Below are 22,969 nucleotides of genomic sequence, written 5' to 3' on the forward strand. Positions count from 1 at the left end.
TAAATTGGACATTGGAATAAATTAAAAAAGTTAGCAAATCAATTGGCTAACTTTTTTTTAGAATTTGTTCTCCGTTTATATAATCTGATGGTCGCTGTCTAAGGATTTTGTAAAAAGTATTACTAAAACTTGGTACACTGTTATAACCTACGGCTTGCGCCACTTCATTAACTGCAAGGTTTTTTTCTAATAACAATTCAATCGCTTTCAAAATTCTTCGAATAGTGAGATATTGTATGAATGACATTCCTAAATCTTTTTGAAATAATCGATATAAGGAACGCTCACTAAATCCAAATTGAATCGCTAGTTTAGAAAATAAAATGGTTTCTCCTAAATTATCATCTAAGTAATTAACTATTTTCGTTAGTCGAACATCTTTTGAAAAAGGTAATGATAACGGCAAATTATTTAAACAAATGGTAGGTAAAATTGCTTTAATTGCTTTGGTGATATCATAATTTCGACTTCCTTTTATTAAATTACCGTCCCATCTATTGGTAAAAAGCATCATTTGAAGCAACAAATCGTTGACTGGATAAATCCCTTCACTTTCATAAAAAGTATGCTCATTCTTTTTAACAGGAAAATATAAATTTCTCATGATTACATTTTCAGAATTGGTATGAATACTGTGCTCTACACCTTTCGGAATCCACATAAAATGGCGGGCGGGCAAGAAATAAGTATTGGTTTGTGTAATCACATAAACGATGCCACCTTCAGTATATAACATTTGAGCTTTGTCATGTTTATGGGTTGGAATTAATAATTCACCCATCAAATCATGATGACAATAAATACTTTTTTTATCAGTGTCAACTTTATTTATATAATATTTTTCTTCTGTCATTTATCGATCTTATAGTGTCCGAAATGAATATATATTTGTCTTTTTAAGATATTTTGTCAATTATAAATTTCAGTAATATTGTAATATTAATAATTTAAAATGTCAATTGTTTTTAATTCATTAATAAAACTCACCTATTATTATTAAATTCTTTACTAAAAACAAAAGTTATGCACTTAGAGCGAATTCGATTTCAAAGTTACAAAGACAAAGTAATTTCTGCACAAGAAGCTGCCAATTTTTTAAAAGATAAAATGGTCGTAGGTACAAGCGGATTTACAAAAGCTGGCGATAGCAAAGCGGTGCTTCCTGCATTTGCAAAAAAAGCAGAATTTGAAAATGTAGCTATTACACTTATAACCGGTGCCTCTTTAGGACATAATACGGATGCTAATCTAGCCAAAAATAATGCTTTATATAAAAGAATGCCGTTCCAGGCTGATAGTTCACTTAGAAATAAAATTAACGAAGGCGAGGTGTTGTTCATAGACCAACATCTAAGTGAGACTGCTGAATTATTAGAAAATAAACATCTACCAAAACTTGATTTTGCAATTCTTGAAGCCACTTACGTGGACGAACAAGGAAATATAATACCTACGACTTCTGTGGGAAATTCAGCCACTTTCGCACACTTAGCAGATAAAATTATAATTGAAATAAACATCTCTATGCCTTTAAATTTTAAAGGATTACATGATGTTTTTATGCACGAAAAATATCCGAATAGAGATGTTGTTAATATCAAATCTACTTATGATCGAATTGGAGTCGATTATATAACTATTGATCCTAAAAAAGTAGTGGGAATTGTGTTTACAGAACTTCCAGATAGTGCTGCTTTAGTATGTGCCCCAGATAAAAAAACAACTGCGATTGCCGATCATCTTTTAGCTTTTTTCGAAAATGAAATCGAAGTTGGTAGACTGACAAAATCATTAATGCCCTTACAAGTCGGTATTGGAAAAGTTGCCAATGCAGTGATGTCAGGATTTTCAAGAGGAAGCTTTGAAAATTTAGTCATGTATTCTGAAGTATTGCAAGACAGTACCTTTGAATTATTCGATTCTGGAAAAATGGATTTTGCTTCGGCATCATCGATTACAGTTTCCGAAGCCTGTTACAAACAAGTACTAAAAAATTTTGATCAATATAAAGACAAAATGGTTCTACGTCCTCAAAACATTAGTAATTCTGCAGAAGTAATACGGAGATTAGGAATTATAGCTATTAATACCGCTATCGAGTTTGATATTTATGGCAATGTAAATTCTACACATATCTCAGGGACTAAAATGATGAATGGCATTGGTGGGTCTGGAGATTTTGCCCGAAATAGTTTTTTAAGCATTTTTGTCACGCAGTCAGCTTCTAAAGAATTCAATGCAATATCACATGTCGTACCTATGGTTCCTCATATAGACCATACGGAACATGATGTGGATATTTTAGTTACCGAACAAGGTTTAGCTGATTTAAGAGGTTTAGCACCAAGAGAACGCGTAAAAGTGATAATTCAAAATTGTGCTCATCCAGATTACAAAGAGGAACTAACTGATTATTATAATCGGGCCTGTTTAGGTGGTGGACAGACTCCTCACCTACTAGAAGAAGCTTTTTCTTTTTACACCCGATTTGCCAAAACTGGAAGTATGATACAAAAGAAAGCAATTGAATTATCTAACTAAATCTATATTTTTTAGTTTATAATTTGTTGATTCCCTATCCATTTTTCTATGTTTAGGTATTTTTTTTATTTGAAATCCTCCATTCTCTTACTACCTTAGCAATAAATTTGTAAAATGAAAACAATAAAAATTGCTGGAGTACCAGAACATTTCAATTTACCTTGGCATTTATCCATAGAAAACAAAGAATTTGAAGCTCAAAATATTGATTTAAACTGGACTGATGTTCCCGAAGGAACTGGTAAAATGTGTCAAATGCTTCGTTCTGGACAAACCGATATAGCCGTAATCCTAACAGAGGGAATTGTTAAAGATATTGCTGCTGGAAATCAGAGCAAGATTGTACAGGTTTATGTAGAATCTCCATTAATATGGGGAATCCATGTGACGGCTAATTCTAAATATAAAACAGTATCTGATTTAGAAAACACAAAAGTGGCTATCTCAAGATTGGGTTCCGGATCACAGTTAATGGCGTTTGTAAATGCCGATAACCAAGGTTGGAAAACTGATGATTTGCAATTCGAAATAATAAATACTATTGATGGCGCTGTTGAAGCACTTACAAATGGAACTGCTGATTACTTTATGTGGGAACGCTTCATGACTAAACCTTTAGTCGACAAAGGAATTTTTAGAAGAATTGGCGACTGCCCTACGCCTTGGCCTTGTTTTGTAATCGCTGTTCGCGACACAGTTTTAGAACAAAATCCTGAAATCATTAAAACGGTTCTCGAAGTAATCAACAAAAGAACGGAAACCTTTAAGGATATTCTTAATATTGATAAAACATTAGCAACAAAATTTAATCAAAAAACCGAGGATATTCAACAATGGTTGTCACTAACAGAATGGTCACAAAAACCATTCGCTAAAGAAATGTTAAACAAAGTTCAAAATCAGTTATTTCAGCTGAAAATCATCGATAAAAAAGGTACTTTTGATGAAATTGTAAAGACAGTCTAGTTTCTACATTTTTTTGGTTTCTATGATAAACAACAAAAAATTTTCTTTTCAAAATATAAAACAAAAACTTCAGGTCAACAAACCCTGGGATGATGTCATTATTTTTGTCCTGAATATTTTAATAGCTGTCCCCGTTTTTATAATTGCCCATCAAAATTTAATAGAGCTTAACTGGTTTTTTAACATAGACAGAATCCTCCTTTTTTTACTGATAATTATAATTATACAGCTAATATTAAGGCTGTTGCGAACTGTAATTATTGTTTGTATTATTTTATATCTATTGCTTTTGTTTTATGGTACGGCATCTGGAAATTATGGTTTCAATAGTGTTTATGAGGATTACGACTCGATGATTTACACCATGTCTGACAATCCATATCCTCAAGATATAATAATTGCAAAATTACTTCCATTTCCCAATAAGTCAAAGATTCTTAGTGCTATTGAGTATCAAAACCCAAAAGTTAGAAATTTTGCCATTATGGCCACCTCAAAAAATTTCAAAAACATAAAAGGATATTCTGATTACAGAACTATCATACAATGCTTTGCTGTTTTTAAAGAAATAAACAGCCGTTGGAACTATGTAAGTGATCCAAAAGACACTGACTACATCGCTTCAGCAAGCGAATCATTGAATTACTTTTCTGGGGATTGCGACGACCATTCTATTTTAATGGCTGCAGCAGTTAGGGCTATTGGAGGAACACCAAGGCTGATTCACACCAAGGGACACATTTATCCCGAAATATTAATAGGCTCTCTAAATGATCTGGAAACGGTAAATTATTTGATCAAAAATGTTTTGTTTATAAATGAAAGCTACAAAAAACAGCTCCACTATCACATAGACGAACGTGGACAGGTGTGGCTTAATCTTGACTATACCGCTAAATATCCCGGCGGACCATTCATGTTTGAAGAAATCCTGGGTGCATTAAGATTAGATTAATTGGATTTATTTTTTTTGTTCCTCTGGTACAACTGTCTGCCTACTTCTGCTAAAAAGGGAAGGCCAATTTCTTCATATTCATAATTATCATCATTAAAAATTTCATTCTTGTTCACTAAAATTGTGGCCGAAATCATAAACTCAATTTTATTTTGAACATCAACGATATAAGCACAATCAATCAAAGTACCGTAGGCATCTCCCACTTTATTATAAATTTTTATATCATCAGGAATTGATACATTGGAATCGCCAAACATAAAAAACTTGCAATAATTATCTGGAAATTGATTTGAATCATAACCTGCATTTCTTGGTAAATTCTGCATAGAAAAAAGAATAAATTCTCTGTCTTTTTCTGTCAAATGAAAACGCTCCTTTTCTTTGAAAACTTCAGGAAAAACGATTCTTTTCAAAGTATTATGCAACGTTTCTACTGGGTAATAATTCTTATTTGAAAAATCGAACGGACCTTTTATGACTTTACCATCATATTTGTATCCAATTCCTTTCTTTAATTTCTTTAATAGTAATGGCTTATTTGGTTCACTAATTAGTGGTGGTAGATTCATGGTAGAATTATCCTCTTTATACAACGTAATCGGTTTTGTAATTGGATTCGCAGAATCTGGAGATGACAGCCGATGTACTACTCTAAAAGGAGACAATCCTTTTTTTATCATACTATTGTTTAAATAATCAAACCCTATAAACTCTAATAAATTAGTACTCGCATCATTATCACTGACGGCAAAAATCTTCGAAATTTCCTCTGAAAATTTGAATTTACGTGGCTTATCGCCTATTGAGAATTCGGTGTTAATTGACGTATTTTGTATTGTATTTAGTTTTTCCAAGGCTAAGATAGCAATTGGAAGCTTTACAGTACTTGCTGGATAAAAATAGTTTTTAGCATTAAGATTATAGGTATAGTCTTTAAATTTTACCTCGTTTTTTTGATTACGTTTAATATGGGTATAAATAATCTGGAGTTCAAAAGCATTTGGATTATCCATAACTCTTTTAATCTCTTCTTTTTGGGAATTCAAAGTTTCCGCAAGAATATTTTTTTTTCGGGATGAGCAACCAATATTAAGGAATATCAGCACTATAACTATAATTTTATTACCGTTTTTCATAAATAGTTAATTAAATTGATGTGTTAAATAAATTTTTATGCATTAACCTTAAACTAAATAATATAATAACCCTGTGGCGAAGGAATTGCATCTATTTTTTTATTATCTATTTCTGCTAAAGTATTTTCAATCATATCTGACATTGCTTCTAAAGCCAAATCATTAGGCTGAATACCAAAAGGATCTTCGAGTTCATCGGCAATTGCTTCTAAAGCAACAAAAGTATAAGCTATAAAAACAATTACAAATGGTGTAATCCAAACTGTTGATTCAACAAAACCAAAAGGAAGCAAAAAACAATAAATATAAACAGTACGATGCAACAAGATGCTGTAGGTATAAGGAATTGGAGTACTTGCAATTCTTTCGCAACCACCTATAATATCTGAAATTTTATTCAAATTTAAATCAAAATTAGCTTGAGTGATCGGATCTATCCTACCAGAAAGTTTCGCTTTGTTAACCCAAACCCCTAATTCTTTCAAAATCATGATTGGTTTAAAAACAAACGTTTTAAATTTATCGTCAGCTGAATTAGGTAGTAATCTTTCTAAATCTCCATCGGCCTCAGTTTGTCTCAGTTGGTGTTTTAAAGCATGTACTAAAGCGGTTAACAAATGAATAAAATGAGTTCGCTCCTTATCATAATCATTTCCTTCAACTAGTGTATGAGCCTGCCTTGCTAAAGAACGCGTATCATTTAATAGAGCGCCCCATAATTTCCTTCCTTCCCAGAACCGATCATAACTTACGGTATTCCTGAATCCTAGAAATATGGCTAGCGCTATTCCGAAAAGAGTAAAAATGGCAGGATTGATATAGATATTGTAGCTCAGTAAATCTTCTCTAAAATAGACAACTAACATAGAATAGATAAAAAGGATAGATAAACGTGGCAAAAGTTGCGGTAGCACCGATCCGTTCCACTCAAAGAGCATTTTGAACCAGTTTGTTTTTTTCTTAGTAATCATAGCGCAAATTTACTGCTTTATGAGGGTTTAAGAATAAATTTTTCTTAAAAATCAAGTAAAGTCCATATGGTTATTTAAAATCGTGTACTATTTGAAAATCATTTTAAGTTTGATTTAAAGAAAATTGTAACATCATAAGTTAATCGTAAATTTTATCTTTAATTTTGCAATGTGAAAATATGGGTAACAATTTTATCGTTTATTGTGCTGTTTCTTTCAACAGTACCTTGCTCTGCATATACTAAACAATCAGAATGTGCTTTAGGGAAAAACTGTGAGAATGATTCTGACGATTGCGGTAATGATTGCAACGGAAAGTGTTCGCCATTTTACTCTTGTGGCAGTTGCATTGGGTTCGCAATAAACTTCACTTTCACCCCTATTAGTGAAAAAACAGATTTTTCTACAGATGAAATGGTACAACCATTATCGTATGATAAATTTGTATACTCTTCTTTCATTTGTAACATTTGGCAACCGCCCAAAAGCACTTAATATAGAACAGTTTTGACTTGCTTGATTTTGAGATCACGCAAACACCTTATGTTTATTAATATTAAGAAAATTTATATGTTTAAATATATTTTATTGATTGTGGCAATAGCAACTATTGGCACGGCACAAGCACAAAATACAATCAAAGTCCTTATTAAAGATGCTGAAACAAATCAGCCTATAAATGCTGTGACAGCTAAAATTGAGCAAACTAATTTAGTCTCTAAATCAGATACTAACGGCGCTATTGTTTTTGAAAATCTTCTCGAAGGAACACATATTGTTTCTTTTTCTATTGATGGTTTTAGCAATCACAAAGTAACATTTGCGATACCTTTTGTAGGCGAATTTTTAGAAGTTTTATTACAAAGTGAAGCTGAAGAGATGGATGAAATTGTTATCACTTCAACCAGAGGAACCAGAAGTATTAGTAACATTCCTAGCAGAGTGGAATTTATTGCCGGAGAAGAATTAGAAGAAAAAGGGAATATGAAACCAGGCGATATCCGTATGATGCTTAATGAAAGTACAGGTATACAAACGCAACAGACATCTGCACTTCAGGAAATTCATCTATTAGAATTCAAGGATTAGACGGTAGATACACGCAAATATTAAAAGATGGTTTCCCTGTTTTTTCTGGCGCTTCAAGTGGGCTGGGATTACTGCAAACACCTCCATTAGATTTAAAACAAGTAGAGATAATTAAGGGATCTGCTTCTACTTTATATGGCGGTGGAGCAATTGCCGGATTGGTAAATCTTATCTCTAAAACTCCAACAAAAGAAAGAGAATTACGTTTTTTACTTAATGGAACATCCGCTCTTGGACTGGATATTAATGGGTTTTATTCGCAAAGATTTAATAAAATTGGACTGACTGTTTTTGCATCACATGATCGAAATGCACCTTATGATCCTGCAGATATCAAGCTTACCGCTATCCCGAAGTTTGAACGTTTTAATTTTAATCCAAAATTATTTGTCTATTTTAATGAGAATACAAATCTTGATTTTGGTATCAATACGGTTTTTGAAAATCGAATTGGTGGAAACATTGATTATATCAAAGATCAAAACAGCTATCCAAATAGTTATTTTGAAAAGAATAAAACACAGAGAATTAGTACGCAATTCACTCTTACACATAAATTCAATGAAAAGGAATCTGTGATGTTTAAAAATAGTTTTAATAATTTTAACCGTGTCGTAACTATTCCAGATTATATTTTTGACGGTTTGCAGAACAGTACCTTTTCTGAATTGGCATATTCTTATAATGGTGCTATCTCTGAATGGGTTGTGGGAGCTAACTTATATACTGATAATTTTACTGAAGACGGTAACACTGCTTTTCCATTGCGAAATTACAATCAAATAACGTATGGCGCTTTTGTCCAAAACACTGTAAAAGCGAACCATTGGTTGGATATAGAAACAGGGCTTAGAGGAGATTATGTTGTTGATTATGGCTTTTCTCTTTTACCAAGAGTTTCAGCTTTATTTAAAATTAATAATCAACTTACTTCTAGAATTGGTGGAGGATTGGGTTATAAAACACCAACCGTATTTACTGAGGAAAGCGAGCGTATTCAATACCAAAATGTACGCCCTATAGATAGCGATTTTAATACCCTTGAAAAGAGTTATGGCGTGAATTTCGATGTTAATTATAAGACTTATATAACTAATGATATATCAGTATCTATCAATCAGTTATTCTTTTTTACTAATGTTGATAATCCACTTGTATTAACACCTCTTGCAGATGATAACTATCAGTTCGTCAATATTGACGGTTATTTAGATACGAAAGGAACAGAAACAAATGTTAAATTGGGATATAAGGATTTTAAATTATTTCTTGGTTACACCTACACTGATGCATCGATAGATAATTCTGGTGTAAAATCTGAAAATCCATTAACGTCTAAACACCGCTTAAATAATGTTTTAATGTATGAAATGGAAGATCAATGGAAAATTGGATTAGAAGGATATTATTATAGCCCACAAAAATTAAATGACGGCACTACAGCAAGAGAGTATTGGATTTTTGGTTTAATGATCGAAAAGTTATGGGAGAATTTTTCAGTTTATTGCAATTTCGAAAACTATACAGATACAAGACAAACCAAATTTGGTAGTATATACACCGGAACAATTTCAAATCCTGTTTTCAAAGACATCTATGCTCCATTAGACGGATTCGTAGTAAATGCTGGAATTAAAATAAAAATTTAAAATTCATAAATCAATAACACAGGCACACTTTTTTGGGATTGATTAAGATTGATCCCAAATTATTGTCTAGAAAAACTAAAGCAAAAAAAAACTTCTCAATTTCTTGAGAAGTTTTGTGGGCGATGAGGGGTTCGAACCCCCGACCCCCTCGGTGTAAACGAGGTGCTCTGAACCAGCTGAGCTAATCGCCCCACTTTACCAATTAAAGATGTTTTATTGTCTCTTATTGCTGGTGCAAATATACACCTAGAATTGGTATTTACAAGCAAAAATTAAAAATAAATTAATAAAAAATCACCTCTAAATCCTTTCATACTCTGTTACAACGAATTAATAGTTTTTTCTAGGACTACTATTTTTTTGTAATGAATCGCTATAGTATTACATTTGCGATATAAACAAGATATAATGGCAAGGTTCAAAGAAAATGATTTACCAAAATCAAAAATTACAGCTACTTCACTCAATAAAGCAACGCTTATATTTCAATATGCGGGAAATCACCGTTGGAAATTTTATGTTGGTCTCATTTTTTTATTGCTTACTGGTGCTACCGCATTAGCCTTCCCTAAATTAATGGGGATGTTGATTGATTGCGTGAAGAATAAAAGTTACACCCAAGCTAACAATATTGCATTATTATTGATTGGTATTCTTTTTATGCAATCTATTTTTTCGTTTTTTAGATTATCCTTATTTATCAATTTCACCGAACATACCTTAGCCAATGTGAGACACTCTTTGTATAGTAACTTAGTAAAGCTTCCGATGTCTTTCTTTTCTCAAAAACGAGTTGGTGAATTAAATAGTAGAATAAGCTCAGATATAACACAAATACAAGACACTTTAACCTCTACCATTGCAGAGTTCTTGAGACAATTTATTCTAATCATAGGTGGTGTTGCCTTATTGGCCACTGAAAGTATCAAACTAACATTATTAATGCTATCAGTTGTTCCTTTAGTAGCGGTGGCTGCCGTTATTTTTGGCCGCTTCATTCGTAAATATTCTAAAAATGTTCAGGATCAAGTTGCCGAGAGTCAGGTTATTGTTGAAGAAACCATGCAAGGAATTAGTATTGTTAAGGCTTTCGCCAATGAATGGTACGAAATTGCTCGTTACGATGGAAAAATCAAAGAAGTAGTTAAAATAGCCATTAAAGGAGGTAAATATAGGGGATACTTCGCTTCCTTTATCATTTTCTGTCTTTTTGGAGCTATTGTTGCTGTGGTTTGGTTTGGTGTTCGGTTGAGCATCAGTGGCGAAATGAGCGTGGGACAGTTAATATCATTTGTCCTATACTCTACTTTTGTCGGTGCCTCTTTTGGTGGAATTGCAGAATTGTATGCCCAAATCCAAAAAGCAATTGGAGCTACTGAACGTGTTTTTGAATTATTGGATGAAACTCCTGAAAAAATCAACTCAGAACAGAACACAGCGCCAATTGAAAAAATTAGAGGTAATGTCACATTCAAAAATGTAGCATTTAGCTATCCTTCTAGAAAAGAGATCAAAGTATTAAAAGACGTGAATTTTACCGCAAACTTTGGACAAAAAATAGCCATTGTAGGTCCTAGTGGAACAGGAAAGTCAACTATTGCTTCCCTTTTACTTCGTTTTTATGATATTGATAGTGGCGAAATCCTAGTCGACGGACAAAACATTTATGATTTTGATTTGGAAACCCTAAGAGGAAATATGAGTATTGTTCCCCAAGATGTGATTTTATTTGGTGGAACCATAAAGGAAAATATAGCTTACGGAAAGCCGGATGCAACTGAAGATGAAATTCTTTTGGCAGCAAAACAAGCGAACGCATTTAATTTCATCGAAGGTTTCCCTGAAAAATTCGAAACAATTGTGGGAGAAAGAGGAATCAAGCTTTCTGGAGGACAAAGGCAACGTATTGCGATAGCACGTGCGCTTCTAAAAAATCCTAGTATATTAATTCTTGATGAAGCCACATCATCTTTAGACAGTGAAAGTGAAAAATTAGTTCAGGAAGCATTAGAAATTTTGATGCAAGGAAGAACGAGTATCATCATCGCACACCGACTATCAACCATTCGTAGTGCAGATCAAATTTTAGTACTTGATAATGGCGTAATTTCAGAACAAGGGACACATCAAGAATTGATAATCTTAGAGAACGGGATTTATAAAAACTTAAGTAATCTACAGTTTAGCAACTCTTAAACATTAGAATAAGTAGCCCGCAAAAAAAACTCCAATTGTATTAATTGGAGTTTTTTTTATTCAAAAATGGCAGTAAGTATTTTCTGAAATATACTTAATCTATTCTATTTTCCTTTTCTTCTTTTTCTTTCTGCTTTTATTAAAGATAATTCTCTACTGGTTTGCCCAGCTACAGAGGTATTTTCTTCGGCGCGACGTATTAAATAAGGCATAACATCTTTTACAGGACCAAAAGGCAAGTATTTAGCGACATTGTAACCCTGTTCGGCTAAGTTGTAACTAATATTGTCACTCATTCCGTATAATTGACCAAACCAAATTCTGCTATCATTTGTTTCGATTCCTCTTTCTTTCATCAAGTCCATCAAAAAATAAGTGCTTTGTTCGTTATGTGTTCCTGCAAAAACAGACATACTCTCTAAATGATCAACCATATAACTAACTGCCGCGTCATAATTAACATCCGTGGCTTCTTTAGTAGAACATATTGGCGAAGGATATCCTTTTTCTTCAGCACGTACATTCTCCTTTTCCATATAAGCCCCGCGAACTATTTTTATTCCTATAAAAAAACCTTCTTTTTTAGCCTGATCATGCAGTTTTCTTAAATAATCTAAGCGATCCCAACGGTACATTTGAAGGGTATTAAAAACAATAGTCTTGTTTTTATTGTATTTACGCATCATTTCAGTCACCACTTCATCAGCTGCATCTTGCATCCAACTTTCCTCAGCATCGATTAGTAAACCAACATCTTTTTTATGTCCTTCACTACAAACTATATCAAAACGAGCTACTACTCTATCCCATTCTGCTTGCTCCTTTAAAGTAAGTGTTTGTTTCTCTCCTACTTTTTGATACAATTCAAAACGACCAAGACCTGTGGGTTTAAAAACTGCAAATGGAATTGCTTCACGTTCTTTGGCAAAATCAATCGTTTTTAGAGTCATTCTCAAAGCAGCATCAAACTGATCTTCTTCTTCTTTTCCTTCAACTGAATAATCTAATACAGATGAAACCCCTTTGGTGTACATTTTATCAACTACAGAAAGGCAGTCATTTTCATTAATACCTCCACAAAAATGATCAAAAACAGTGGCACGAATTAAACCTTCAACAGGTAAATTTACATTCAATGCAAAATTAGTGACTGCTGCTCCAATTCTTACTAAGGGTTGGTTTGCAATCATTTTAAAAAGAAAATAAGCTCGATCAAGTTCGGTGTCGCTTTTTAATGAAAAGGCAACTTGTGTATTATTAAATAATTTTTCCATCTATTGTGATATTTTTAAACAAATATAGACAGACTTTTCAATATTATTTACCAAAAATTACCTTATTTTGCGCATTCAATTAATCTACAATGATGCAATCAATACAAGCCAGTAATTATCCGATTCATTTTAATGAAAAAGGATACGAAGCCCTTAACCTTCATTTAAAAGAAAATAAGTATTCTAATTTATTTATTATAGTAGACACTAATACAAATGAGTTCTGTTTACCCAAATTTCTACCCTTTATAGAAACCGATTTGACTATTGAGATAATCGAATTTGAAAATGGAGAAGAGAATAAAAACATCGAAACTTGTGTCCAAATTTGGAATGTTTTGACAGAACTTGGCGCAGACAGAAAAACCTTGATAATAAATCTAGGAGGTGGTGTTGTTACTGATTTAGGTGGCTTTGTTTCTTCGACATTTAAACGAGGGGTAGCCTTTATTCATATTCCTACCACTCTACTTTCAATGGTAGATGCTTCTGTGGGAGGAAAAAACGGTGTTGATTTAGGTAATTTAAAAAACCAAATTGGAGTTATTAATACCCCAAACATGGTGCTAATTGATACTGAATACCTTGAAACACTTCCGCAAAACGAAATGCGTTCTGGTCTTGCTGAGATGCTAAAACACGGATTAATATACGACAAGGCATATTGGGAGCAATTTCTTGATCTAAAAGCTATTGATTTTGTTGACTTAGATGAACTTATTCACAGATCTGTAGCCATAAAAAACGAAATCGTTTCGCAAGACCCTACTGAAAAACACATCCGAAAATCATTGAACTTTGGTCATACCCTAGGACATGCCATTGAGAGTTATTTTTTAGAAAATGAGAATAAAACAACATTATTACACGGTGAGGCGATTGCTATAGGAATGATTTTAGAAAGCTACATATCATTGGACAAAGAACTAATAAATGCTGATGAATACAACCTTATAAAGACCACCATAAAATCTATCTTTGAAGATGTCACAATTTTAGATAATGACATTCAACCGATCTTAGAGTTGCTAATCCATGACAAAAAAAACGAGTATGGAACAATTCAGTTTGCCTTGATAGAAGGTATTGGGAATATCAAAATAAATCAATCTGTTGAAAATGAATTAATTCTTAGAGCATTTAACGATTATAAATCTTAAATATTTTTTAGCAAAAAGGATTGGATTACGTATAAATTATTTTTTACATTTGCCTCAATGAAAAACAGTCATAACCAAAGGAATTATAGCTCGTATGAGAATAGAAACAATCGATCTTTTAAAAGGATCTTGAAGCGTTTCTATTCGATTAAAGAGAACTTCAGTTTTGATTTGTCTCAATATTTAAAAGTAGATCACGAAAAGCTTCAGATTATATATGCAAATATCAGAGTTTGAATTTTAGCTTATTTTATTTCAATTTAATTAATATAAAACACTAAAAGCTAAATGAATACTAAATATTCCGACTTAATAAATCAAACTTACTATTTTCCTCAAGAGGAATTTAAATTAAACAAAGATAACCTTCAGTTTCATAATATTGATTTGATGAAATTGGTAGAACAATATGGTACACCTTTAAAGTTTACTTACCTACCCCAAATTTCCAACAACATTAACAAAGCCAAAAGCTGGTTTCGTAAATCGATGGAAAAAAACAAATATGACGCAAAATACTATTACTGCTATTGTACCAAAAGTTCTCACTTTGAATTCATAATGAACGAAGCGTTCAAGAACAATATTCATGTTGAAACTTCTTCTGCTTTTGATATCAATATTGTTGAGAATTTGATGGCTAACGGTAAAATTAACAAAAGCACGTTTGTAATTTGTAATGGTTTTAAAAGAGATCAATACATCGAAAACATTGCTCGCTTAATCAATAACGGTCATAAGAATACCATTCCAATTATTGACAACTATGAAGAACTAGATTTACTTCAAGCTGAAATAAAAGGGAAATTTAAAATTGGTATCCGTATTGCTGCCGAAGAAGAACCAAAATTTGAGTTCTACACTTCCAGACTAGGAATTGGGTATAAAAACATTGTTAGTTTTTACAAAAAACAAATTCAGGAAAACGATAAATTGGAACTGAAAATGTTGCACTTTTTCATCAATACTGGTATCAATGATACTGCTTACTATTGGAATGAATTAGTGAAATGTATCAAAGTATACATAGCGCTTAAGAAAGAATGTCCAACATTGGACGGTTTAAACATTGGTGGTGGATTCCCAATCAAGAACTCCTTAGCATTTGAATATGATTATCAATATATGATTGATGAAATAATCAATCAAATAAAAATTGCTTGTGACGAAGCTGAAGTAGAAGTTCCTAATATTTTTACTGAATTCGGTTCGTTTACTGTAGGTGAAAGTGGTGGCGCCATTTATCAAATTTTGTATCAAAAACAACAAAATGACAGGGAAAAATGGAATATGATTGACTCTTCATTCATTACTACTTTACCGGATACATGGGCAATAAACAAACGTTTTATCATGCTAGCTATTAATCGCTGGAATGAAACCTATGAAAGAGTATTACTCGGTGGTTTGACTTGTGACAGCGACGACTACTACAACTCTGAGCAAAATATGAATGCTATCTATTTGCCAAAATACAACAAGGAAAAACCGTTATATATTGGATTTTTCAATACTGGAGCATATCAGGAAACAATAGGCGGATATGGTGGTTTACACCATTGCTTAATTCCACAACCCAAACACATTTTGATTGATCGAGATGAAAATGGAATAATCGCTACCGAAGTCTTTTCAGAGCAACAAACTTCTGATGACGTTTTAAAAATATTAGGGTACAATAAAAAATAAATATTTAACACACAATTAGTCAACTTAAAAATTTATTATATTTGAATATATTCAATTAATTGATTTTTAAATCTTTAAACCAAATAAAATGAGTAAAGGACCTATAAGTCAGTTTATAGAAAAGCATTATTTGCATTTCAATTCTGCGGCTTTAGTAGATGCAGCAAAAGGCTATGAAGAACAGCTTGCTAATGGAGCTAAAATGATGGTAACTCTTGCTGGAGCAATGAGTACTGCCGAAATCGGAAAGATTTTTGCAGAAATGATTCGTCAAGACAAAGTACAAATTATATCTTGTACAGGTGCAAATTTAGAAGAAGACATCATGAACTTGGTAGCTCATTCACATTACGAAAGAGTACCAAACTACCGTGATTTGACTCCAGAACAAGAATGGGATCTACTTGAAAGAGGTTTAAATCGAGTAACAGATACTTGTATTCCTGAGCATGAAGCATTCCGTCGTTTGCAGAAGCACATTTACAAAATTTGGAAAGATGCAGATGAAAAAGGGGAACGTTATTTACCGCATGAATATATGTATAAAATGCTTTTATCAGGCGTTTTAGAAGAATATTACGAAATCGATTTGAAAGACAGCTGGATGTATGCTGCAGCGGAAAAAAACTTACCAATTATCTGTCCAGGATGGGAAGACAGTACTATGGGAAATATTTTTGCTTCCTATGTCATTAAAGGAGACTTAAAAGTTTCCACTATGAAATCTGGAATAGAATACATGACATTTTTAGCAGATTGGTATCCTAAAAATTCCGCTAATGGAGTTGGGTTTTTCCAAATTGGTGGTGGTATAGCAGGAGATTTCCCAATTTGTGTAGTTCCGATGTTGTATCAAGATATGGAAATGCCAGAAACCCCTTTTTGGAGCTATTTCTGCCAAATTTCAGATTCAACTACCAGTTACGGTTCTTATTCGGGGGCAGTACCTAATGAAAAAATTACTTGGGGTAAGTTAGACATTAAAACTCCTAAGTTTATTATTGAGTCGGATGCTACAATTGTAGCACCTCTAATTTTTGCTTATTTATTAGATTTATAGAATTTCCTTATGAAAAGAGTAATTGTTGATTATGCAAAACTTACCAATGAAATCTTAAACCTTTTGGTTGAAAAATTTCCTGATGGTTATGACGATTCGAATATTGTGCGTTTTAGAAATGCAAAAAATGAGTTGATTGAAGCGGTTGAAGTACGCACTGAAGACACTATTTACTTAGTGAAAGTAAGTATGAAACTTGCTGATAGAATTGAAAACTACGATGAAGATGAAGAAATCGATGACGTTATTGAGCCAATCATGCCAATGAAAGGAATGACTGATGATGACATGGATGATGATGATGATGACGATGATGAGGATGACAATCACGACAAGCCTGATATTGATGAGGATGATGAAGATCCTGATACCGCTGACTATTCTGACGAAGAAGAAGATGATGAAGATTAAACTTATATGATTTAAAAAAAAGGAACTCACAAATGAGTTCCTTTTTTTAATAGAGTACTAAAATATTTAAATTAGCACCTCCCCTAATGTCCCAATAATTCCTTATGATTACATCTCAAAAATTACATGAAACACTTAAGGAAAATTTTGGTTTTGAAAAATTTAGAATAAATCAAGAACAAGTAATAAATGCAATTTTGTCGGGCCAAGATACTTTGGCGATTATGCCTACAGGTGGAGGAAAATCTATTTGCTTTCAACTACCAGCATTACTATTTCCTGGAATAACTATAGTGATCTCTCCGTTAATTGCCTTGATGAAAGATCAGGTAGACAGTTTAAAAGCAAATGGAATTCAAGCTTGCTATATTAATAGTTCTCAAACAGATGCCGAACAGCAATCGCACATTCAGAATCTAATAAACAACAAAGTCAAACTTGTTTATGTTGCCCCTGAAAGTTTATCCTATTTAGAAAATGTATTTAGCCAAATAACCTTAAGTCTTATTGCAATTGACGAGGCACATTGCATTTCATCATGGGGACATGATTTCCGTCCGGCGTATACTAATTTGGGGTATCTCAAAAAGCGCTTCCCTTCTACTCCAATATTAGCTTTAACTGCAACAGCTGATAAGGCTACACGTAAGGACATTAGCAAACAATTAAACTTAAAAGAACCTAAGTCATTTATATCCTCTTTTGATAGAAAAAACTTAAGCTTAGAAGTTCGTCCAGCACTCGACAGAGTTAAACAGATCGTTGATTTCATTAGTGCTAAACCACGTGAATCTGGAATTGTTTATTGCTTAAGTAGAAAAACTACCGAGGAGCTTGCGGAGAAACTTCAGAAAGCGGGTATCAATGCTAAAGCTTATCACGCAGGTTTAGATAGTACAGTCCGATCTAAAACACAAGATGATTTCATCAATGATGACTGCCAGGTGGTTTGCGCCACTATAGCTTTTGGAATGGGAATCGACAAATCAAATGTACGCTGGGTAATCCACTATAACTTACCAAAAAACATTGAGGGTTATTACCAAGAAATTGGACGTGCAGGTCGTGATGGATTGCCGTCAGAAACTATATTGTTTGAAAGTTATGGTGATGTAATTCAATTGCAAAAATTCGCTTCACAAGGCTTAAACGCCGAAGTGCAGTTAGCAAAACTCGAAAGAATGAAGCAGTATGCTGATGCTTTGAGTTGTCGCAGGAAAATCTTACTATCTTATTTTGGAGAATTAGTAACCGAAAATTGTGGGAATTGCGACATTTGCAAAAATCCGCCCGCCTTTTTCGACGGTACAATTATAGCCCAAAAAGCATTATCAGCCATTATGCGTTTGAAGGAATTGGAGCCATTACCCGTAATTGTTGATTTCCTCAGAGGATCAAAGAATGCCTATATTTTCGAAAAAGAATATCAAAATCTAAAAACATATGCCGTTGGTGCTGATATATCTTGGTACGACTGGAATCAATACATTATCCAACTGATTAATCAAGGATATTGCGAAATTGCGTTTCATCAGCAAAACAAAATAAGACTCACCACATTAGCCCGCGAAGTTTTATTTGAAGGTGACAAAGTACAATTAACAACTGTACAAAAAAATACTGTTGAAAAAACAGATACCAAAGAGCTAAAAAGCAAATCGGCAACCAACTCTCTATTCGAAAAATTAAGAAAATTGCGCTACGAAATCTCCAAGGAGGAAAGCGTTCCAGCCTATGTGATTTTTAGTGACGCGGCTTTACGTCAAATGGAAACTAAAAGACCAATGAGTGATGTCGAATTGATCGCTATTGACGGTGTTGGGAAGGCAAAACTAGAGAAATATGGAGATGCATTTATAAATGCGATTATCGAATTTCAAAAGAACAAAGCAGTAAAACCTAAAAAAGAAGCTGGAACCTATAAAGAAACACTACTTCTATTTCAAAGCGGAATATCTGTGAATGAAATTGCAATGAAAAGAAAGTTGGGACTAGGAACGATAATGTCCCATTTAGCCAAATTATATGTAGACGGTGAAAGAATAGATTTAAATCAATTTGTATCCAAGGAGGAAGTAGAACTCGTTTACAAAGCTAGTATAAAATTAGAAAATCCAACTATCTTAAAGCCGTATTTTGACTATCTTGAAGGAAAACTAGGATATGACAAGATAAGGTTAGCCTTGGCAATCATAGAAAAAGAAAATAGACCAACTTAAGCAATTACTATGATAACCTCCTTTACTCCTTTTGTAAGTTCAAATACCGAAATCCTAATTTTAGGAACCATACCAGGTATTGCTTCTCTTGAGAAACAAGAATATTATGCACACCCGAGAAATCATTTTTGGAAAATTATATATACACTGTTTGATAACATGCCTATTCCTCTAATTTTTAATGAAAAAATAGAATTTTTAAAACTTAATCGAATTGGACTATGGGACGTTTTACAAAACTGCGAGAGGAAAGGAAGTTTAGACGTTCATATAAAAAACCAAACTGAAAATGATTTTGAATCCTTATTCGAACAATACCCTTCAATTAATAAAATAATCTTTAACGGCAAGGACAGTCATAAGTACTTTTTAAAGAAATTTGGACAAAAAGAAGGCATCACTTATTACGTGATGCCTTCTACAAGTCCTGCAAATACTATGTCTTTTGAAAATAAGCTTAAAATTTGGTCAAGCTACTTTCAGTAATTTACAAATATCTTTCCTGATAAATTCTCTGGTGATGCTTTTGGTGTCCAATAAGAATAAAACCAATCGCACGAACAGAAACTGGACTATCAGAAGCTATTCCGATTATGTTTAGCTGTTCTGCTGAAAAACTTTTAAATAGAGACAAAGTAGACTGTCTTACAACTGCCATTTCTGTCAATAACTCCTGAAGGCTTCTAGCATTTGCATTAGTATTGTCTACATAATGATTTTCTTCAAAACCAGGTAATGGCGTCATATCATTTCTAGAAATGCGCATTGCACGATAACTAAAAACGCGTTCCGCATCAATAAGGTGCTGAATAATTTCCTTTATAGTCCATTTGCCTTCCGCATAACGGTAATCAAATTTATCCATGGGAATATTCTGCACAAATCTGATAAATTCATGCACACAAATCTCTAACTCCTCTATCAATTCTACATCCTCTAAAGCTTGAATATAGCTCTTATAAAAAGGCGCATATTCGGTAACAGGTAATTGGTTTGATTTCATCTTTATGTTATTTATGCTGAATTTCTACTTGCGTTTGTATTCCCAAAAAGAGAACGCATTACTATTTTTTCGTATACTTTTATCAACTCTTCGTTAGCAACACTTTCTTTGTTTAGCTCATTAATTCTCAATAAAGCATATTGCTGTATTGTCAACAATGGCAATACAATACGCTCTCTTATTTGAATTGAAGCTTTACCATCAGGATAGTTTTCCATTAGTTCTTTATGACCCGCAATCTTCAATAATAACCTCTTAGATTCTAAGAATTCATCATATATTATTTGCCAAAAAGGACCAAACTCTGGATCTTTTTTCATGTATGCTGTTAGCGGAAAGAAAGATTTTGCCAAAGACATCATACTGTTTTCTAACAATGTTTTAAAGAACAAAGAATTATCATATAAATCCTGAACTCTATCCCACTGACCCATATCTTCAAAATGTTTGAGTGCAGTACCCACTCCGAAAAAACCGGGAACATTTTGCTTTAATTGACTCCAAGAACCCACAAAAGGAATCGCTCTTAAGTCTTTAAAGTCTAATTCTGCCGACTTGCTTCTTTTAGAAGGGCGGCTTCCTATGTTGGTTTTGGCGTAATACTTTAAAGTACTCATTTGCTCCAAATAGGGAATAAATTTTGGGTGATTCTTAAAGCTTAAGTACTTTTCATATCCAAAATCAGCTAATTGACCCATCACTACTTTCTCTTCGTCCGATAATTCATTTTTATTTTTACTAAATACCTGATTTGTAACACCAGCACTTAGTAAATTCTCTAAATTATAACGACAGGAATCTAAAGTTCCAAAATTAGAACTAATAGTTTGTCCCTGAACAGTAATCTGAATCTCTTTATTCTCGATTGTTGGCCCTAGCGAAGCATAAAACTTATGTGTTTTTCCTCCTCCACGTGCTGGTGGCCCACCACGACCATCAAAAAAGATAACCTTAATACCGTATTTCCTGGAAATAGCGGTAAGCTCTTCTTTAGCCTTGTAGATACTCCAGTTAGCCATTAAATAACCTCCATCTTTTGTTCCGTCAGAAAAACCTAGCATTATAGTCTGCTTCATTTCCCTGTTAACCAAATGACCAGCATACATTGGATTAGTATATAACTGCTCCATAATATTGTGGGCATTCATTAAATCGTCAACCGACTCAAATAAAGGCACTACATCAACAGTAGGGGCTTCCCAATCACTTAAACGGATTAAAGCAAAAGTTTCCATAACATTGAGAGCACTTTCATTATTGCTAATAATATATCGATTAGCTCCAAGCTCACCATTATTTTCTTGGATCACCTTTATAGCTTGGATCGACTCAATAGTTGATCTTGTGATTTCATTTTCAAAATCAGCTGAATTAAGATTTCCTTTTACATTAGACAATACTTCAAATTTCTCCTCTTCTGTTAGGTCATAATAATTTTCCGGAAAAACATCCGTATTCGAATTCGAATAAAACTCATGGACGTCTTTAAAAACTGCATCATGTATTCTACTATTCTGACGAATATCTAGAGTTGCAAAATGGAATCCAAACAAATTGACTTTTATAAGAAGCGCTTCTAATTCGTCTAAATAAAGCGATTGATGTTGCTCGATTATTATTGTTTTAATCTTGTTTAATTGCGCTTTAAATTCCTCTAAAGTAATGTATATTTCACCTTTTGAATAGAAGACAGAACGATAAAGTTTAAATTCAAGTTCAGCAACCAAAACATCAACACCTGAGAACGTTAGCTTTCTTTTTAAACCTCTTACTTCTATATAATAACATTTCATAATAGAGGTCCTCAAACGCTCCGCTACATTCAAAGTAATTTCTGTTGTAACAAATGGATTACCATCACGATCGCCTCCTGGCCAAAAACCAAGTTTAATCAATGAATTTTGAATCGAATTGCCATGGAAAACATTTTTTTGAAGATAATGAACCATATCACCTGAAGTGCTATAAAATACATTTTCAAGGTACCAAATCAAGCTTACTGCTTCATCGAATGGATTAGGTTTTTCTTGTTTTATAAAAGGAGTCTTTCCTAATTGAGCTAGAAGCTCCTTGATGTCAAGTAGATTATTATCTCTAATAGCATCAGTCAAATCATTGATAATTCCTAAAACTGAACCTGGATAAAATTGAGTAGGATGAGCTGTTAGTACAGTTCTTATATTAAAATCTTCCAAGAAACCTATTAGCTCTTCTCTCTTTCCTTTTGCGTCTGCTTTCTCTTTAATATCTCTTAAAGACCCTCTGCCCTCCATATTATTCACAATAGGAAAAGCGGCATCTTCAACAGCATCAAATAAAACAATTTGACGCTCAATATACTGTATAAAACGAAACATCAAATCAATTTTATCAGCCTCAACATCGCTGTGTAGGTATTTTTTAGAGAAAGACTCTATGATTTCTTTAGGTGTTTCCAGTTTCTTGAAGCCACTTTCACAAACATCTGTAAATAAAGGAAGTAAAGCTCCTGTATTATCTATCGATTGAAAGGGTAAAGTAATAAAAACACTATTGTATATATTATATTTAGAAAGGACGTTTTCATTAAAACGTTCAATTTTGGGTAGTGTATACATAATTTTGTTATAGTTGGTTTGGTTTAACGAAAAATAGTTATAAAAAAATA

17 protein-coding genes, 1 tRNA gene and 2 pseudogenes are annotated in these 22,969 nt (G+C 33.1%); 12 read left to right on the forward strand and 8 right to left on the reverse strand.

Annotated elements, in window-relative coordinates:
- Positions 1 to 46 precede the first annotated feature (46 nt).
- Positions 47 to 853 (reverse strand): AraC family transcriptional regulator, encoded by an 807-nt coding sequence (locus HJ01_RS14490; protein WP_007139224.1) that lies wholly within the window; start codon positions 851 to 853, stop codon positions 47 to 49.
- 170 nt (positions 854 to 1,023) lie between these two features.
- Between HJ01_RS14490 and HJ01_RS14495 the strand changes: the two genes are divergently transcribed.
- From HJ01_RS14495 to HJ01_RS14505, 3 genes are all read left to right on the forward strand, one after another.
- Positions 1,024 to 2,541, forward strand: a complete 1,518-nt coding sequence (locus HJ01_RS14495) for a succinate CoA transferase (protein WP_007139225.1) — start codon at positions 1,024 to 1,026, stop codon at positions 2,539 to 2,541.
- A gap of 114 nt (positions 2,542 to 2,655) precedes the next feature.
- Positions 2,656 to 3,507 carry a substrate-binding domain-containing protein gene (locus HJ01_RS14500; protein WP_007139226.1) on the forward strand — a complete coding sequence of 284 codons (852 nt, stop codon included), beginning with the start codon at positions 2,656 to 2,658 and terminating at the stop codon, positions 3,505 to 3,507.
- Between the two features lie 22 nt (positions 3,508 to 3,529).
- Positions 3,530 to 4,462 carry a hypothetical protein gene (locus tag HJ01_RS14505; RefSeq protein ID WP_007139227.1) on the forward strand — a complete coding sequence of 311 codons (933 nt, stop codon included), beginning with the start codon at positions 3,530 to 3,532 and terminating at the stop codon, positions 4,460 to 4,462.
- On the opposite strand, the gene HJ01_RS14510 is transcribed toward HJ01_RS14505, so the two are convergent.
- Positions 4,459 to 5,601 (reverse strand): serine hydrolase, encoded by a 1,143-nt coding sequence (locus tag HJ01_RS14510; protein WP_007139228.1) that lies wholly within the window; start codon positions 5,599 to 5,601, stop codon positions 4,459 to 4,461. The genes HJ01_RS14505 and HJ01_RS14510 overlap by 4 nt on opposite strands.
- A gap of 53 nt (positions 5,602 to 5,654) precedes the next feature.
- Positions 5,655 to 6,572, reverse strand: coding sequence for a bestrophin family protein (locus HJ01_RS14515; protein ID WP_007139229.1), 918 nt, complete (start codon positions 6,570 to 6,572; stop codon positions 5,655 to 5,657).
- A 204-nt stretch (positions 6,573 to 6,776) separates the two neighbouring features.
- Between HJ01_RS14515 and HJ01_RS18050 the strand changes: the two are divergent.
- Positions 6,777 to 6,890, forward strand: a pseudogene (locus HJ01_RS18050) (hypothetical protein); the annotation flags it as partial.
- Positions 6,891 to 6,901: 11 nt separating this feature from the next.
- On the opposite strand, the gene HJ01_RS17985 reads toward HJ01_RS18050, so the two are convergent.
- Complete coding sequence (locus HJ01_RS17985) at positions 6,902 to 7,033, reverse strand: hypothetical protein (protein ID WP_007139231.1); 132 nt, start codon at positions 7,031 to 7,033, stop codon at positions 6,902 to 6,904.
- A gap of 109 nt (positions 7,034 to 7,142) precedes the next feature.
- Between HJ01_RS17985 and HJ01_RS14520 the strand changes: the two are divergent.
- Positions 7,143 to 9,310, forward strand: a pseudogene (locus tag HJ01_RS14520) (TonB-dependent receptor domain-containing protein).
- A 116-nt stretch (positions 9,311 to 9,426) separates the two neighbouring features.
- On the opposite strand, the gene HJ01_RS14525 reads toward HJ01_RS14520, so the two are convergent.
- Positions 9,427 to 9,501: transfer RNA gene (locus HJ01_RS14525), tRNA-Val, on the reverse strand.
- A gap of 217 nt (positions 9,502 to 9,718) precedes the next feature.
- Here HJ01_RS14525 and HJ01_RS14530 point away from each other — a divergent pair.
- Positions 9,719 to 11,506, forward strand: a complete 1,788-nt coding sequence (locus HJ01_RS14530; protein ID WP_007139234.1) for an ABC transporter ATP-binding protein — start codon at positions 9,719 to 9,721, stop codon at positions 11,504 to 11,506.
- Positions 11,507 to 11,610: 104 nt separating this feature from the next.
- Here HJ01_RS14530 and HJ01_RS14535 read toward each other — a convergent pair whose 3' ends face one another.
- Positions 11,611 to 12,780: a proline dehydrogenase family protein gene (locus HJ01_RS14535; RefSeq protein WP_007139235.1), complete on the reverse strand. Its 1,170-nt coding sequence runs from the start codon at positions 12,778 to 12,780 to the stop codon at positions 11,611 to 11,613.
- Between the two features lie 92 nt (positions 12,781 to 12,872).
- Here HJ01_RS14535 and aroB point away from each other — a divergent pair, with 92 nt between their 5' ends.
- From aroB to HJ01_RS14565, 6 genes are all read left to right on the forward strand, one after another.
- Positions 12,873 to 13,940: a 3-dehydroquinate synthase gene (gene aroB / locus HJ01_RS14540; RefSeq protein WP_007139236.1), complete on the forward strand. Its 1,068-nt coding sequence runs from the start codon at positions 12,873 to 12,875 to the stop codon at positions 13,938 to 13,940.
- A 288-nt stretch (positions 13,941 to 14,228) separates the two neighbouring features.
- Positions 14,229 to 15,629: a decarboxylase gene (locus HJ01_RS14545; protein WP_007139237.1), complete on the forward strand. Its 1,401-nt coding sequence runs from the start codon at positions 14,229 to 14,231 to the stop codon at positions 15,627 to 15,629.
- 88 nt (positions 15,630 to 15,717) lie between these two features.
- Complete coding sequence (locus HJ01_RS14550) at positions 15,718 to 16,689, forward strand: deoxyhypusine synthase family protein (RefSeq protein WP_007139238.1); 972 nt, start codon at positions 15,718 to 15,720, stop codon at positions 16,687 to 16,689.
- A gap of 9 nt (positions 16,690 to 16,698) precedes the next feature.
- A complete protein-coding gene (locus HJ01_RS14555) occupies positions 16,699 to 17,100 on the forward strand; it encodes a hypothetical protein (RefSeq protein WP_007139239.1) in 402 nt (133 codons plus the stop codon).
- A 104-nt stretch (positions 17,101 to 17,204) separates the two neighbouring features.
- Positions 17,205 to 19,319: a DNA helicase RecQ gene (gene recQ / locus HJ01_RS14560; protein ID WP_007139240.1), complete on the forward strand. Its 2,115-nt coding sequence runs from the start codon at positions 17,205 to 17,207 to the stop codon at positions 19,317 to 19,319.
- A 9-nt stretch (positions 19,320 to 19,328) separates the two neighbouring features.
- Complete coding sequence (locus tag HJ01_RS14565) at positions 19,329 to 19,805, forward strand: DNA-deoxyinosine glycosylase (RefSeq protein ID WP_007139241.1); 477 nt, start codon at positions 19,329 to 19,331, stop codon at positions 19,803 to 19,805.
- Position 19,806: 1 nt separating this feature from the next.
- On the opposite strand, the gene HJ01_RS14570 is transcribed toward HJ01_RS14565, so the two are convergent.
- On the reverse strand, positions 19,807 to 20,322 hold the full coding sequence (locus HJ01_RS14570) for a DinB family protein (RefSeq protein ID WP_007139242.1): 516 nt from the start codon (positions 20,320 to 20,322) through the stop codon (positions 19,807 to 19,809).
- An 11-nt stretch (positions 20,323 to 20,333) separates the two neighbouring features.
- Positions 20,334 to 22,919 (reverse strand): phosphoenolpyruvate carboxylase, encoded by a 2,586-nt coding sequence (locus HJ01_RS14575; protein WP_007139243.1) that lies wholly within the window; start codon positions 22,917 to 22,919, stop codon positions 20,334 to 20,336.
- Between the last annotated feature and the right edge of the window lie 50 nt (positions 22,920 to 22,969).

The organism is Flavobacterium frigoris PS1, from assembly GCF_000252125.1.
Lineage (GTDB): Bacteria > Bacteroidota > Bacteroidia > Flavobacteriales > Flavobacteriaceae > Flavobacterium > Flavobacterium frigoris_A.

Coding starts and splice junctions, on each gene's coding strand:
- HJ01_RS14490 (WP_007139224.1), bottom strand. CDS start 853: ATGACAGAAGAAAAATATTATATAAATAAAGTTGACACTGATAAAAAA.
- HJ01_RS14495 (WP_007139225.1), top strand. CDS start 1,024: ATGCACTTAGAGCGAATTCGATTTCAAAGTTACAAAGACAAAGTAATT.
- HJ01_RS14500 (WP_007139226.1), top strand. CDS start 2,656: ATGAAAACAATAAAAATTGCTGGAGTACCAGAACATTTCAATTTACCT.
- HJ01_RS14505 (WP_007139227.1), top strand. CDS start 3,530: ATGATAAACAACAAAAAATTTTCTTTTCAAAATATAAAACAAAAACTT.
- HJ01_RS14510 (WP_007139228.1), bottom strand. CDS start 5,601: ATGAAAAACGGTAATAAAATTATAGTTATAGTGCTGATATTCCTTAAT.
- HJ01_RS14515 (WP_007139229.1), bottom strand. CDS start 6,572: ATGATTACTAAGAAAAAAACAAACTGGTTCAAAATGCTCTTTGAGTGG.
- HJ01_RS17985 (WP_007139231.1), bottom strand. CDS start 7,033: ATGAAAGAAGAGTATACAAATTTATCATACGATAATGGTTGTACCATT.
- HJ01_RS14530 (WP_007139234.1), top strand. CDS start 9,719: ATGGCAAGGTTCAAAGAAAATGATTTACCAAAATCAAAAATTACAGCT.
- HJ01_RS14535 (WP_007139235.1), bottom strand. CDS start 12,780: ATGGAAAAATTATTTAATAATACACAAGTTGCCTTTTCATTAAAAAGC.
- aroB (WP_007139236.1), top strand. CDS start 12,873: ATGCAATCAATACAAGCCAGTAATTATCCGATTCATTTTAATGAAAAA.
- HJ01_RS14545 (WP_007139237.1), top strand. CDS start 14,229: ATGAATACTAAATATTCCGACTTAATAAATCAAACTTACTATTTTCCT.
- HJ01_RS14550 (WP_007139238.1), top strand. CDS start 15,718: ATGAGTAAAGGACCTATAAGTCAGTTTATAGAAAAGCATTATTTGCAT.
- HJ01_RS14555 (WP_007139239.1), top strand. CDS start 16,699: ATGAAAAGAGTAATTGTTGATTATGCAAAACTTACCAATGAAATCTTA.
- recQ (WP_007139240.1), top strand. CDS start 17,205: ATGATTACATCTCAAAAATTACATGAAACACTTAAGGAAAATTTTGGT.
- HJ01_RS14565 (WP_007139241.1), top strand. CDS start 19,329: ATGATAACCTCCTTTACTCCTTTTGTAAGTTCAAATACCGAAATCCTA.
- HJ01_RS14570 (WP_007139242.1), bottom strand. CDS start 20,322: ATGAAATCAAACCAATTACCTGTTACCGAATATGCGCCTTTTTATAAG.
- HJ01_RS14575 (WP_007139243.1), bottom strand. CDS start 22,919: ATGTATACACTACCCAAAATTGAACGTTTTAATGAAAACGTCCTTTCT.